Origin of the sequence: Candidatus Afararchaeum irisae (assembly GCA_034190545.1) — an archaeon.
GTDB classification, from domain to species: domain Archaea; phylum Halobacteriota; class Halobacteria; order Halobacteriales; family Afararchaeaceae; genus Afararchaeum; species Afararchaeum irisae.
The window spans coordinates 1-13576 of record JAXIOF010000039.1 but is presented as its reverse complement, the minus strand read 5'-3'; the positions used below and the strand labels follow the sequence as shown (position 1 = coordinate 13576).

Here is a 13576-nt window from a genome sequence, read left to right as displayed (position 1 = left end):
ACTACATCTCCGACTCTATCGCCGATGCGAGTCCTTCTTTCACCTGTTCTCCGTTGACGAATACGGCAGGTGTCCCCGATACGCCTCTCTCCTCGCCGCTCTTCCTGTCGGCGTTGACCTCGGGTAGATACTCCTCGCTTTCTACTGCGGATCTGACCTCCGAGCCGTCGACACCCACCTCGTCCGCCGCAGTCTCTATGTACTCCATCGACATATTCCCCTGACGTGCGAAGATCCTGTCGACGTACTCCCAGTAGGCGTCGTCGCCTCCGAGTACATAGACCGCCTCGCCTGCTATCGCGGTCGTCTGTGACCAGTCGTCGACAGGCACGGGAAAGTTGCGGTGGACGAACTTCACATCGCCCGTCTCTATGTACCGACTTTCGAGTGCCGGCATAGTCTCTTCGTGGAAGCTGCGGCAGTGGGAACACGAGAAGTCGAAGTACTCGACGACGGTCACCGGCGCGTCCTCGTCGCCCTTAGTAGGTTCACCGTCTACCTGACTCGGTCCCGAGGCTTGACTGTTCCCCCCAGCACCCAGACATCCGGCTGTCGAAGCTACGGCTAACGACGAGACTAAGAAGCCACGTCTCGACATTCCCCTGTTGATCTCCATATTCATATTAGACGTGTATATAAGACCCGAAGCCATAAGACTGACGCTGTGACGTACTTTCTTCTTCCGACTCCGTCAGAAGTCGTCTATCCCCGACTGCTTCGCCTCGTCGAGTATACGTTCGGCTGTGCTCCAAGACTCACGCGCGAAACCCGGAAGACCACGGTTCTCCTCGACGTACTCCCTCAGGTACTCGACTGTCTTAGAGTCCGACGGATAGCCGCTTCCGACCTCCCCGAGACTCTCGACGTGTGAGTCGCGTTCTACCTTCGCTATAACAGACGCTCCCGCGACGGCGTCGTAGCTCTCGTCCGCGCCGTGTTCTGCTGTGACTTCGTAGCCTGTTTCCTCTGAGACACGTCTCCCGAACCTCTCCGCCGACGTGTCGCTCGCGTCGACGACTATCTCCTCTCCGTCGTCGGGGTCTAAGCGACGTACAGCCTCCGACTGTGCCTTGACGACGAGACGGTTCATACCTCCTTCGTCGACGTACTCGTCTATCTTCTGAGGCGTTACCTCGACTACGGAGTAGTCGTACTCGGTCAGCCTACTGTATATCTCGCGCCTCCTCGGTTCTGAGAGCTTCTTAGAGTCACGAACCTCGAAGTCGAGACCGTCTCCGGGCGTCCTGACTCCGGCGACGAACATACTACCCAAGACGGGTCCCTTGCCTGCCTCGTCGACTCCTATCACGTTACTTGGCTCGTCGTCGGACGTAATATATCTGCCGAGGTCGGATCGCAACCGCCAAAAACAACTAATATACCTCTCCGACACCCAGTCCCTGTATGTCGACACTCGAATCAGATATCAACGAGGCGTGGGACGAAGACGAAGCCGACACCGACCTACTCGACGACTTCCTGGACGCCCTAAACTCCGGTGAGGTTAGAGCGGCGGAGAAGGTCGACGGCGACTGGGTCGCCAACGAGTGGGTCAAGAAGGGCATACTCCTCAACTTCTCGGAGCGCGACAACAGGGAGTTGGAGTACGGCGACGTCACCTACCACGACAAGTTCGAGCTAAAGGACACCTCGGAGTTCCTCGAAAAGGGCACGAGAAACACCCCCGACGGTACAGTAGTGAGGGACGGTGCCTACGTCGGCGACTCTGTCATAATGATGTCGCCGAGCTTCGTCAACGTCGGCGCACACGTCGGTGACGGAACCCTCGTCGACTCGTGCGACACCGTGGGGTCGTGTGCACAGATAGGCGACAACGTCAAGATAGGTGCTAACACACTTATCGGTGGAGTCCTCGAACCCGTAGAGGACGCCCCCGTCGTAGTCGAAGACGGCGTCTCGATAGGCGCGGGAGCACGTATAACCAGCGGCTTCGTCGTCGGCGAGGACTCCGTGATAGCCGAGAACACTCTTCTCAACCCCTCGATTCCGGTCTACGACCTTGTGGAGGACGAGGTAGTCTACGGAGAGGTTCCCGCCGAGAGACGCGTGATGCAGAGACACGTCAAGTCGTCTGTCGAGGGATTCGGAGAGGAGTTCTACAAGCCCGCCGCAGTCGCTACGTCGCTCGAAGACGACACACTCGAAAAGACCGAGAAGGAAGACGCTCTCAGGGATTAAGGGACTCGGCTGACTACTCTACTCTACTCTACTCCACTTCACTCTACTTCTCGATTCTCATACTGTAGTCGAGCCAGTCGGACGAGTGTATCAGGCTCCCCATAGAGACGACGTCGACTCCCGTACCGGCGTACTCGCCGACGTTCTCGGGCGTTATACCGCCCGACGCCTCTACTACGACGTCGTAATCTCCGAGTTCGTCTACGCAGCTCTCGACCTCCGACGGCGACATATTGTCGAGTAGGACGATGTCGGCACCGAGTTCGGCGGCTTCTACCGCGGTCTCGACAGTCTCGGCTTCGACCTCTATCTTCGAGGTAAAGCTCTTTGTGTCTCTCGCTCTCTCGAAGGCGGTTTCGAGTCCCTCTAACTCTATGTGGTTCTCCTTGAGCATCACTACGTCGTCTAAGCTGTACCTGTGTGGATCTCCGCCGCCGACGCGTACCGCCTTCTTCTCGAAACTCCTGTAACCCGGCGTCGTCTTACGTGTCGCCGCGACGGTAACTTCGCCCGCCTTCTCGACACAGTCGGCTGTCACGGTAGCGATACCGCTCATGCTCCCGAGTATATTCAGACACGGACGTTCTCCTCTTAGTAGAGACGTGGCGTCGCCCTCGGCTTCGAGGACGGTGTCGCCCTCCTCTATCTCCTCACCGTCCTCGAACCGCGTCTCGACCTCCACTCCGGAGTCTGAGTCTAAGAGACCCAACAGCCTCGAAGCCTCGTCTAAGCCCGCCACGACGCCGTCTTCTTTCGTCACCACTCTTGCGCGCGCGTCGCCCCTGACGACCGAGCTACTCACGTCTCTCCATCCCGTCGAGTCCTCGTCTAGGAACTCACGGAGTCTGTCGTCTAACATTGTTACAGCTCTGCTTCGGTCACGACGTTGACATCGAGGGGCTTCTTGACGACGTGTCCAATCTCCTCTCCTGCGACGGTCTCGACTCCGTTTAGGCTCGCCGAGTCGAGTGTCGCCTGTGTAATCTCGCCGTCTACTACGACGTTCTCGACCTCGCCGTTCGTCTCGTCGAGCTTCTCGCCGAGTGCCTCCGAGTCAACCTCCTCGACCTCGTCGAACTCCGAGTCGAGGAGAAGGCTCTTGCCGTTGCCCTTCACGGCTTCTATCCTGTCCCTAAGTGGACTCTCTCCGTCAGTCTCCGACTCGGACTCCGACTCTCGCTCGTCTGACCCCTCCGCAGTCTCTGTCTTACAGCTCCCTTCCGAGTCGTAACTTCGGTTCTCCTCCTCGGAGTCGACCGCGAGTTCAAGAGGAACCTTGTTTCTGAGTGACTCACGTATCTCGTCGTGTGACATGTCCTCGACACATTTACCTTCAGGTGGATGTGCGACGTAGTCGACGTCTCCGACCTGATCGAGTTCCTTGAGTATGAGGTCGCCGCCCCTGTCGGAGTCGAGGAACGCCGTCACGGTCTTCTCCTCCGAGAGACGCACTATCTCGTCGGGTATATTCGTACCCTCAACTCCTATCGCGTTCTTGATGCCGTACTTGAGTAGGTTGAGTACGTCGGCGCGTCCCTCGACTATCAGGACGGCGTCGCTCTTCTCGACGTTGGGTCCCGCGGGGAGCCCGGCGTATCTCTGTATCCCCTCGGTTCTGACCGCCTTCCTGACCTCGTCTATTATCTCCTCGGTGTCTATGCCGCCCTCGTCGAAGAGCTCTGTGAGTATGTACTTCGACCTCTCGACAATCTGTTTCCTCTTCGCGGCGCGGATGTCCTCGACCATCTCGACCTCGATCTCGGCGGTACACGGTCCTATCCGTTCTATCGTCTCGAGGGACGCCGCGAGTATAGCCGTCTTGACCTTGTCGAGGCTACTTCCGAGGGTGATCGTGCCGTATGACTGACCGTTCTTGCTCTCGACGTTGACCTCCATCCTGCTTATCTTACTCGACCTCTGTAGGTCGCGCAGGTCTAGTTCGTCGCCCAAGAGACCCTCTGTCTGTCCGAATATCGCTCCCACGACGTCCGATCTCTCGACAACGCCGTCTGCTGTCAGATTCGCGTGTATGAAGTACTTGACTGTGTCTGAGTTCTGCATTTTTGACCTCCTTAAACCGAATGAACGTGTTTAGGTTACGCGTAGAGATACAGCCTCGTCAGTACATTAAGCTTGTTACTGGAGTCAGGAGAGCGAAGAAAAGTCTCAGGTGTCTCAGTTACGCGAAACGACGGTCTATGGTACGACTACTACTCGAACTCCTTACGGAAGCTCTTGAACTCGGCGTGGTGTGACTCCTCGTCGGTGAGAAGCTGTACGGCGAGGTCTTCAGTAACGGGGTCGTTCGCCTCGTCAGCCTTCTCTATTATCGACCTGTATGTCTCTATGGCGTCTTTCTCGGCGTCTATGACGCCGTCTATTACCGACACGACGTCGGTCGAGTCCTCGGGAGGCTGCATGGACTCCTGTCGAGCCTCGAAGTCATACGACGCGGGCGGACGTTCATCTAGCTCCTTGAGACGTCTTCCTAACATCTCGGCGTGGTTCAGCTCCTCCTGTATGTCGGCGTTGAGTGACTCCTTTATCTCCTCGGCGCTCACGCCGTCGAGTATTATCGAGTTGGCGAGGTAGTTCATCACTGTCTCGATCTCGTCCTCATACGCCTTCTTGAGTAGGTCGACGACCTCTTGGTTCGTCATGTCTCGGAGGTACACGCTACTTCCTCTTAGTACTTTGGCGGCTCGCGTCGAATTCCTAAGGTTTAATTATTCTAAAGTACCTTCTCAAGACACCGATAAGTAACTTAATCGGAGTGATCAGATGGGAACAAAGGTATCAGAACTGACAGACGAAACGCAGGATCTGACGACAACTAAGGTTGCGGGGGTTTCGAGCACCGACTTCGGAAAGCACGTCGACTCGTCGGCGCGGGAGCTCTTCAGCGAGGCGGCTCTCGACGCGGTAGACGACGCCGGAATTACGCCGGGTGACCTCGACGCAGTCTACTTCTCGAACTTCATCGGCGAGTTCTCGGAGCACCAGGGACATATGGGTCCTCTGATGTCGGACTACATCGGCGCGCGCGACGCCGCGTCGATACGTATAGAGAGCGCGTGTGCGTCGGCGGGGGTCGCCTTCACTCAGGCGTACAAGGCGGTCGCCGGAGGCTTCTACGACGCAGTAGTCGTCGGAGGCTCCGAGACGATGCACACACTCGGCACTGCGAAGGCTACAGACGGTCTCGCAGTCGCAGCCGACGACAAGTACGAGGTTCAGACGGGTCTGACCTTCCCCGGACTCTATGCTCTGATGGCGAGGAGACATATGGAGGAGTTCGGCACCACGAAGGAGGATCTCGCCGAGGTCGCTGTCAAGAACCACAAGAACGCCCTCAACAACCCTATCGCCCAGTACCACCAGGAGATCGATATCGACGATGTTGTCGACGCGCGTACGATAGCTACTCCGCTCGGACTCTACGACGCGTGTCCCATAACCGACGGAGCGAGTGCCGCCGTGATAGTCAGCGAGGAGTTCGCGAAGGAGAACGACATAGACGCCGAGGTCACTGTCGAGGCGAGCGGACACTCTAGCGACGCGATAGCACTCCAGGACAGGGCGACTATATCGAGGACTCCCGCCGCCGAGATCGCCGCAGACCAGGCGTACGAACAGGCGGGAATAGAGCCCGACGACGTAGATGTCTGTGAGGTTCACGACTGTTTCACTATCGCGGAGATAATCGCGATAGAGTCGCTCGGCTTCTACGAGAGAGGAGAGGGCGCGAAGGGCGCGCGCGAGGGCGAGACACACGTCGACGGACGTATTCCCGTCAACACCTCGGGCGGACTCAAGGCGAAGGGACATCCCGTCGGAGCCACCGGAGTCGCACAGGTCGTCGACATCACCAAACAGCTCGAAGGACGCCATCCCAACCAGGTGGAAGACGCCGAGGTGGGTCTGACACACAACGCGGGTGGTAGCGTCGCGAGCGCAGCCGTACATATATTCAGGAGGGACTGAGAATGCCATCGTATACTGAGTTCGTCGACATGGTTGAGATGGGCGATCCTATATACCTCGAGTGTGAGGACTGCGGCGGAACGGGTCTCCCGCCGAGGAAGGCGTGTCCCGACTGCGGGTCGCGCCACGTGATCGAGAAGGAGCTTCCGAAGACGGGCGAGGTCGCGACCTTCACCCAGATACATGTTCCGACGCCTATGTTCCAGGGCGACGCGCCGTTTACGGTCGTAGTCGCCGAGTTCGATGACGTCGACCTGCGTCTCACCGGACAGCTCAGAGACGCTGACGGAGACGAGATTCAGATAGGCGACGAGGTGGAGGTCGGAGCCGAGGAACACGACGAAGCCGACCGCGTCATAACATTCACCGCGGCTTAGTCGGGTAACTCTCGACATCTCTCCCGTCTAGTCTTATATCGGCGGTACACTTTTCTCGGACACGTCTTATACTTACTCGGAATGACCGAGACAAAAGACGTAATAATCATCGGAGGCGGACCCGCGGGTCTGAGTGCCGCAGTCTATACCGCGCGAGCTGAACAGGAGACTCTCGTGATCGATAAGGGCGATGGAACCACACGCGGTGTCGACTGGATGGAGAACTTCTATGGATTCCCTGATGGGATCAGCGGCGAGAAGATAGTCTCACTCGGCGAGGAACACGCCACGAAGTACGGTGCTGAGATACGACACGAGGAGGTTGTCCACGTCTCTGTCTCTCAGAAAGAAAAAGACGACTCCGACGACTATAACTTCGTAGTCGAGACCTCCGACAACGAGTACGAGTCGCGCGGTCTAATACTCGCGACCGGAGCCTCCTACAAGTCGCCCGCTATACGAGGTGTTGACGACTATGAGGGACAGGGAGTCTCGTACTGTGTCGAGTGTGACGCCTACTTCTACCGCGACCGGCCCGTTGGAGTCGTGGGATCGGAGAACTACGCGGCTAAGGAGGCACTGATGCTTCTCGATTACACCGACGATGTCCGCGTACTCACGAACGGAAACGAGTTCGACGCAGATGACGAGCTTGAGCGGAGACTCTCGGAGAATAGTGTCGAGGTGATCAATGACAAGATCGACAGGGTCGAAGGCGACGAAAGCCTCGAAGGTGTCGTCTTCGAGTCGGGAGAGACACTCGAACTCGATGGTCTCTTCGTCGCTCTCGGGGCGGCGGGGGGAACTGACCTCGCCGAGACGCTCGGAATACCTACAGAAGGACCCTACCTTCAGGTCAACCCCGACCAGAGCACGACAGTCGACAGGCTCTATGCCGCGGGCGATGTCACCGGAGGGAACAGACAGGTCACTGTCTCGGTCGGCGAAGGCACCGACGCCGCAATCAACCTACTTGAGGAGCTCCGGGGAACTGACTACGTCGACTACAGGAAGAAGTCCGACGGCGAGGACGACGACTGAGATTGAGACTTAGATTCAGATTTAGATTTAGATTTAGATGCGTATAGAGAGAGCCGACTTATATCCCGACCCTACCCTCTCGCGCGACGAGATGGAGGAGTTACAGCGGAAGGTCGCCTCGGAGGCGGTCTTCGACGACTGTCTCCCTACCGATCCCGGTGAGGTTGAGGAGGGTGACGCCGTGATCGCGGGAGTCGATCAGTCGTTCCGGAGAAAAGAAGAAGGAAAAGAGGAGGCTGTGAGCGCAGCCGTGGCTACGAGACGAGGCGAGGTGACAGAGAGAGTCCACGCATCTGCTGAGACACGTACGGAGTACATACCCGGTCTCCTCTCGTTCCGCGAGGGCGAGGCGGTAGTCGAGGCTCTGAAGAAGCTCTCGGTGACTCCTGACATACTCCTCTTCGACGGAAGCGGACGTATACATTTCCGACAGGCAGGCATCGCGACACATATAGGCGTAGTCTTCGACGTGCCTTCGGTAGGAGTCGCCAAGAACTTACTGTGTGGTAGGGTCGTGACCCCTGACGGCGAAGACTGGGACGCGACGCCTCTGGACGAGGGAAGCCGTCTCGGTGTAGTCGCCGACTCTTCCGTCGAGGCTCCTGACGGAACCGTCATAGGCTACGCCTACCAGTCGAGGCAGTTCGAGTCGTCGAACAGACACGTCAACCCGCTTTATGTCAGCCCGGGTCACAGAGTAACTGCCGAGACTGCGGTCGACCTCGTCGAGTCTACGTGTGAGGGCTACAAGCTTCCCGAGCCGACACGTATAGCCGACTCGTACGCCGATACTGTGAAATAAAATAGAGTAGATACGACAGACAAAGACCGGATCGAACTACAACTACTCGTCTTCTGTCCCGTTCTCGTTCTCGTTCTCGTTCTCGTCTATGCAGTCGGTGATCGGCTCGAGCATCCTCTCAGTCGTCGTGTAGGGGTCGGATTCCCTCTCGACGACCTCCTCGGCGAGCGCGTCTATACCGCCTGCCTTCTCGATCTCCTTCTCAGCTATCTTCCTCAGGCTGTCCTCTAAGAGGCTGTGTATCTCCGACGAGTACCTCTTGAACTCCCTCTCCTTCATCTCTCCTGACTCTATGAGGTACTCCCTGTGGTCACTCACTATTCCAAGGAGGTCAGTGACTCCGTCGCCTCTCTCAGCGATCGTCTTGGTGACCTCGGGCTTCCAGTCGTCCTCGTAGGCGTCCTCGTCGCCTATGTCGTCGTCGTTGTTCATCGCGCTCGGACCGTGGTGACCCGTCGGAACGCCCGCTGTGGGATCCTCACGCATCTCTATCATCCTCTTGACCTCCATCACTGTCCTGTCCGCGCCTTCGAGGTCAGCCTTGTTGACGACGAATATGTCTCCTATCTCGAGTATACCCGCCTTTATCATCTGTATGTCGTCTCCTCCTGACGGCATAAGCAGGACGAGGACGCTGTCGGCAGTACGGACGATCTCGACCTCGTTCTGACCCGCTCCGACCGTCTCGACTATTATGACGTCCTTTCCGAAGGCGTCGAGAGCCTTTATGGCGTCGGTCGTCGCGCTTGAGAGTCCTCCGAGGGCACCCCTCGAACTCATCGACCTAAAGAAGACGTCCATGTCACCCGACCCCGCCTGGAGACGTATTCTGTCGCCTAAGAGGGAGCCTCCCGTGTAAGGCGACGACGGATCGACAGCGATCACTCCGACCGTCTTGCCCTGTTCGCGGTACTCCTCGACCATCTTGTCGACGAGTGTCGACTTACCCGCTCCGGGCGATCCCGTGACTCCTATGACGTGGGCGTCTCCCGTGTGCTGATGGAGTCTCTTTATGGCGTCTCTGTATCCCTCACGCTGGTTCTCTATGTGGGTGATGAGACGCGCGAGAGACCTGTACTTACCGTCTAAGACGCCGTCGACGAGCTCGTCGAACTCTCCCTTGTCCGTGGACTCTTCGCTCATCTCTCTGGTGCGTTCTCCCGGACGAACTCTATGGTATTGCTCGTGTCAGCTCCGGGACCGAAGACGGCGTCGACGCCCTCCTCCTTGAGGTTCTTCTCGTCTTCCTCGGGTATTGTGCCGCCGACTATGACTAGAGTGTCCTCGAAGGCGTCGTACTCCTTGAGACCGTTGATGATCTTCGGAACCACTGTGTTGTGGGCTCCGCTCAGGATAGAGATACCTACGACGTCGACGTCCTCCTGAACAGCCGCCTGTATTATCTCGTCGGGGGTGTTGTGGAGTCCCGTGTATATGACCTCGAATCCCGCGTCACGGAACGCACGTGCTATTACATGTGCTCCTCTGTCGTGTCCGTCTAAGCCCGCCTTTGCGATCAAACATCTTATCTTGCGCTCTGTCTGCTGTTCACTCATCGTGATCTTACTGTGAGTATTTTTGAGTCCTTCTTGAGTTTAACGAAAGATCACGGGAAATTCCCGCTCATGTCGCCTCCGAACTTCTTCATCATACGTCCGAGGTCGCCTCCACCGCCCTGCATCTGGTTGACAGTCCTCTTCATCGTCTTGTGGTACTTGAGAAGCTCCCTCACGTCGTCCTCGCTCGTACCCGAGCCGCGCGCTATCCTCTCAATCTCCGACGAGCCTATATTACTCGGGTTCTGAAGCTCGTCGTCGGTCATCGAGTCCATTATCGTCTTGTAGGCGTCCATCTTCTGCTGTGTCGTCTCGGCGAAGTCGTCGGGCATCTCATCGGTGAGACCGCCCATGCCTCCCATTCCACCCATTCCGGGTATCATATCGAGAACCTGATCCATCGGTCCCATCTTGTTCATCGCCTCCATCTGCTTGTAGACATCTTCGAGCGTGAGGTCGCCCTGGAGTATAGCCTCGGGATCGAGTTCCTCCTCGCCCTCCTCTTCTGACTCCGCCATCGCCTCCTCGACGCGCTCGGCGAGGGCACGTATGTCTCCCATTCCGAGGAGACGTGATATGAAGCCGTCGGGGTCGAATCTCTCTATGTCGCTCACGGTCTCCCCCGTGCCTATGAAGGCTATCGACGAGTCGGTCTGGTTGACCGCGCTCAGAGCACCTCCACCCTTCGCAGTACCGTCGAGCTTAGTGATTACGACTCCGTCTATTCCTACAGCTTCCTCGAAAGCAGTCGCCTGATCCTTCGCTCCCTGTCCTATCGAGGCGTCGAGTACGAGTAGGTTGAGGTCGGGATCGACGACCTCCTCTATCTCCTCTATCTCGTTTATGAGGCTCTCCTCGAGCGAATGTCTACCCGATGTGTCGACTATAACGACGTCCCTGTTCTCGAACTCGTCGAGACCCTCGCGCGCTATCTCGACGGGATCTTCGGAGTCGGGGTCGCCATAGAAGGGCACGTCCGCCTCGTCCGCCATCTGTTTCGACTGTTCGTAAGCACCCGGACGGAATGTGTCGGTCTGAACTATCGCCGACTGGAGACCCTTACGTGAGAACCAGTTCGCTATCTTCGCCGACGTTGTCGTCTTACCCGATCCCTGAAGACCCGACAGCATTATGACCTGGTCGTCAAGAGGCACCTCCGTCTCGTCACCTATGACCTCGACCATCTCCTCGTAGACTACGTGTAGGACGTGTTCCCTCGGACTCGTTCCGGGAGCGGGCTCCTCGTTGAGAGACCTCTCACGAACCGAGTCGCTGAGATCCATCACGAGATCGACGTCGACGTCCGCCTGGAGAAGAGCACGCTGTATGTCCTTCACGACCTCGTCGACAGCCTCCTCGTCTATCCGTGACTTCCCCGCGAGCTTCTCAAGAGCGTCCTGTAGAGATGAACCCAGACTGTCAAGAACCATTTAAGAGAAGTAGGTCTCGAAACTCTAAATGGCTTATGGTACCCCCGTATCTGGGTAAAAAGTTAAATACTTGACTTTTACTTGTTAACCGTATGCGTGACCTCACGGCGTTTCAGAGGAAGATAGTCCAGGTTCTCGCCGAGGAGAGTATGTACGGTCTGGCTATAAAACGCGAACTTGAGAACTACTACGGTGACGAAGTCAACCACGGACGTCTATATCCCAACCTCGACGAACTCGTCGAACTCGGCTACCTACGTAAGAACGAACTCGACAAGAGAACCAACGAGTACGAGCTTACCGAGAAGGGTGCCGAGAGACTCGCTGACGAGATGAGATGGGAGATAGAGAGGTACGTAAGAGGAGACGGTAACCTCGACGACGTCGACTCTCTTCTCCCCGACGGAATAGAGGTCGAAGCCGAGGTCGAGACACACGACGCCTAATGTCTGACGCCTGAACCCCTACCCCATATTTACGTAGGACCGCGGTCTATCTTCCCTATGGCTCCGAACCCCGACGTTCCGCGCGTGATGAGTACACAGCACCCCGACAACGCCACCTCGCCTTTCTTCTCAGAGGGCGATGTCCTCGAAGACGAGGACGAGATACAGGAAGCCTACTACGTCTACTCACATCTCGGCTGTGACGAACAGATGTGGGACTTCGAGGGAAAGGAAGGAGACGAGTACGCCGTCAAGAAGCTACTGTCGAGGTACGAACAGTTCTTCTCCGAGACGCGGATAGGAGGCGATGTCCGTCTCACGGTACGTGGACCCAACCCCGACGTCGAGGAGTCGGAGGCTAAGATACTCCTGGAGATACTCGAAAGCATACCCCGGTCTTACGACGCCGCCGAGACATTCTACTCCGAGAAAGGTACCGACGAACAGAGCCACGGTACCGCACCCATATTCGAGGTCATAATACCCATGACGACCTCCGCCGACCAGATCAACACAGTCCGTTCTTACTACGAGAAGTTCGTCGTCGGAAAGGAGGAAAGGACTGTCTGGGACGACAAGACTCTACGTGACTGGGTCGGAGAGTTCCGTCCGCGTGAGATCGACGTCATACCTCTGATAGAGGACAGACAACATATGCTCGACGCTCACGAGATACTCCGTGAGTACGCCGCCGACAAAGATATAGAGTCCCAGCGCGTCTTCCTCGCGCGGTCAGACCCCGCTCTCAACTACGGGTCGCTCTCCGCCGTCCTCATAAACAAGGTCGCCCTCCAGCGTCTCTACGACACAGCCGATGAGATAGATGTCGAGGTACATCCCATACTCGGTGTAGGCTCCGCTCCGTTCCGAGGCAATCTCAAGCCTACCAACACTGAGACTGTCACTGAGGTCTACCCCGAGGTACGTACCTTCACAGTCCAGTCGGCTTTCAAGTACGACTATCCCGTCGAGGATGTCAGAGACGGCATCGAGTCGCTCCGTTCTACCCAGGTCGAGAGATCCGAACGTTTCGACGAGGACAGGGCACTCGACATAGTAGACAGGGTCGCTGACGAGTACTCGTCCCAGGTCGAGAGGATCGCACCGGTCGTCAACCGTATGGCTAAGTACGTCCCCGACAGACGTTCGAGAAAGCTCCACGTCGGACTCTTCGGCTACTCACGTGAGGTCGGCGAGGAGTCACTGCCACGTGCTATCAGTTACACTGCGTCGCTCTACAGCATAGGCTTTCCACCCGAAACGATGGGGCTGTCGGCACTCGAAGCCGACGACCTCGACTTCATAGAGACAGTCTATCCGACCTTCTACGACGACCTCAGAGACGCCGTCCGTTTCTATAATCCGAGGTCTCTCGAAGTCGTACCGATAGACGACGGGAAAGTCGAGAAAGCCCTCGACCTCGTAGACGTAGTCAGAGACAGACACCACGAGGAGGCGACAACTGAGGTAATAGAAGCACTCGGAAGGGAGGACACAGAAGCAGTCAGGTCGGGTGTTCAGAGAGCGGCGTGGCAGAGGAAGTTCCTAGGCTAAAGATTAAGAGCCTTCTCCTCCGTCGGCGGCGACGTCGCTGCCGAACTCCGTACCCTCTGTCTCGGACACTGTCTCCGAGCCCGATGTCTCGTCACGTAGCTCGAAGTCGTCCATCAGTGACCTCAGGCTCTCGGCTCTGTCAGAGAGCTGGGAGGCGTTTTGGGAGACTTCGTTGAGGGCGGAGGTT

At 57.2% G+C, this 13576-nt stretch carries 16 protein-coding genes; 7 read left to right on the top strand and 9 right to left on the bottom strand.

All coding sequences use genetic code 11. The features are described from left to right. Window position 1: 1 nt before the first annotated feature. Entirely contained in the window at window positions 2-622 is a 621-nt protein-coding gene (locus tag SV253_05335; GenBank protein ID MDY6775485.1) for a thioredoxin domain-containing protein, read from the bottom strand. Between the two features lie 69 nt (window positions 623-691). Next, window positions 692-1309 carry a ribonuclease HII gene (gene rnhB / locus SV253_05330; GenBank protein MDY6775484.1) on the bottom strand — a complete coding sequence of 206 codons (618 nt, stop codon included), beginning with the start codon at window positions 1307-1309 and terminating at the stop codon, window positions 692-694. Window positions 1310-1404: 95 nt separating this feature from the next. Here rnhB and SV253_05325 point away from each other — a divergent pair, with 95 nt between their 5' ends. Then, entirely contained in the window at window positions 1405-2199 is a 795-nt protein-coding gene (locus tag SV253_05325) for a 2,3,4,5-tetrahydropyridine-2,6-dicarboxylate N-succinyltransferase (GenBank protein ID MDY6775483.1), read from the top strand. Window positions 2200-2242: 43 nt separating this feature from the next. Here SV253_05325 and nadC read toward each other — a convergent pair whose 3' ends face one another. The 3 genes from nadC to SV253_05310 all read right to left on the bottom strand — a co-directional run bounded on the left by nadC (window position 2243) and on the right by SV253_05310 (window position 4859). Then, window positions 2243-3058, bottom strand: coding sequence for a carboxylating nicotinate-nucleotide diphosphorylase (nadC, locus tag SV253_05320; GenBank protein ID MDY6775482.1), 816 nt, complete (start codon window positions 3056-3058; stop codon window positions 2243-2245). 2 nt (window positions 3059-3060) lie between these two features. Further along, window positions 3061-4260 carry a DNA primase DnaG gene (dnaG, locus tag SV253_05315; protein MDY6775481.1) on the bottom strand — a complete coding sequence of 400 codons (1200 nt, stop codon included), beginning with the start codon at window positions 4258-4260 and terminating at the stop codon, window positions 3061-3063. Between the two features lie 149 nt (window positions 4261-4409). Continuing rightward, window positions 4410-4859, bottom strand: a complete 450-nt coding sequence (locus SV253_05310; GenBank protein MDY6775480.1) for a ferritin-like domain-containing protein — start codon at window positions 4857-4859, stop codon at window positions 4410-4412. Between the two features lie 163 nt (window positions 4860-5022). On the opposite strand from SV253_05310, the gene SV253_05305 reads away from it, so the two are divergent. The 4 genes from SV253_05305 (at window position 5023) to SV253_05290 (ending at window position 8403) form a co-directional block, all read left to right on the top strand. Continuing rightward, on the top strand, window positions 5023-6183 hold the full coding sequence (locus SV253_05305) for a thiolase domain-containing protein (protein MDY6775479.1): 1161 nt from the start codon (window positions 5023-5025) through the stop codon (window positions 6181-6183). A gap of 2 nt (window positions 6184-6185) precedes the next feature. Continuing rightward, window positions 6186-6560: a Zn-ribbon domain-containing OB-fold protein gene (locus SV253_05300; protein ID MDY6775478.1), complete on the top strand. Its 375-nt coding sequence runs from the start codon at window positions 6186-6188 to the stop codon at window positions 6558-6560. Window positions 6561-6641: 81 nt separating this feature from the next. Further along, a complete protein-coding gene (locus SV253_05295; protein MDY6775477.1) occupies window positions 6642-7601 on the top strand; it encodes an NAD(P)/FAD-dependent oxidoreductase in 960 nt (319 codons plus the stop codon). Window positions 7602-7638: 37 nt separating this feature from the next. After that, window positions 7639-8403 carry an endonuclease V gene (locus tag SV253_05290; GenBank protein MDY6775476.1) on the top strand — a complete coding sequence of 255 codons (765 nt, stop codon included), beginning with the start codon at window positions 7639-7641 and terminating at the stop codon, window positions 8401-8403. Window positions 8404-8445: 42 nt separating this feature from the next. Here the strand turns inward: SV253_05290 and meaB are convergent, their stop codons facing one another. Genes meaB through SV253_05275 form a run of 3 tightly spaced genes read right to left on the bottom strand, consistent with a single transcriptional unit; the run spans window position 8446 to window position 11389 of the window. Beyond that, window positions 8446-9546 carry a methylmalonyl Co-A mutase-associated GTPase MeaB gene (gene meaB, locus SV253_05285; GenBank protein MDY6775475.1) on the bottom strand — a complete coding sequence of 367 codons (1101 nt, stop codon included), beginning with the start codon at window positions 9544-9546 and terminating at the stop codon, window positions 8446-8448. Continuing rightward, on the bottom strand, window positions 9543-9959 hold the full coding sequence (locus tag SV253_05280) for a cobalamin B12-binding domain-containing protein (protein ID MDY6775474.1): 417 nt from the start codon (window positions 9957-9959) through the stop codon (window positions 9543-9545). Before SV253_05280 ends, meaB begins: the two co-directional genes overlap by 4 nt. Before the next feature lie 50 nt (window positions 9960-10009). Continuing rightward, a complete protein-coding gene (locus SV253_05275; GenBank protein ID MDY6775473.1) occupies window positions 10010-11389 on the bottom strand; it encodes a signal recognition particle protein Srp54 in 1380 nt (459 codons plus the stop codon). Window positions 11390-11481: 92 nt separating this feature from the next. Here SV253_05275 and SV253_05270 point away from each other — a divergent pair, with 92 nt between their 5' ends. Both SV253_05270 and ppcA read left to right on the top strand, forming a co-directional pair. Continuing rightward, entirely contained in the window at window positions 11482-11835 is a 354-nt protein-coding gene (locus SV253_05270) for a PadR family transcriptional regulator (GenBank protein ID MDY6775472.1), read from the top strand. Window positions 11836-11892: 57 nt separating this feature from the next. Further along, window positions 11893-13389, top strand: coding sequence for a phosphoenolpyruvate carboxylase (ppcA, locus tag SV253_05265; GenBank protein ID MDY6775471.1), 1497 nt, complete (start codon window positions 11893-11895; stop codon window positions 13387-13389). Window positions 13390-13392: 3 nt separating this feature from the next. Here the strand turns inward: ppcA and SV253_05260 are convergent. Further along, on the bottom strand, window positions 13393-13576 hold a 184-nt coding region (locus SV253_05260; GenBank protein ID MDY6775470.1), incomplete at its 5' end, for a hypothetical protein.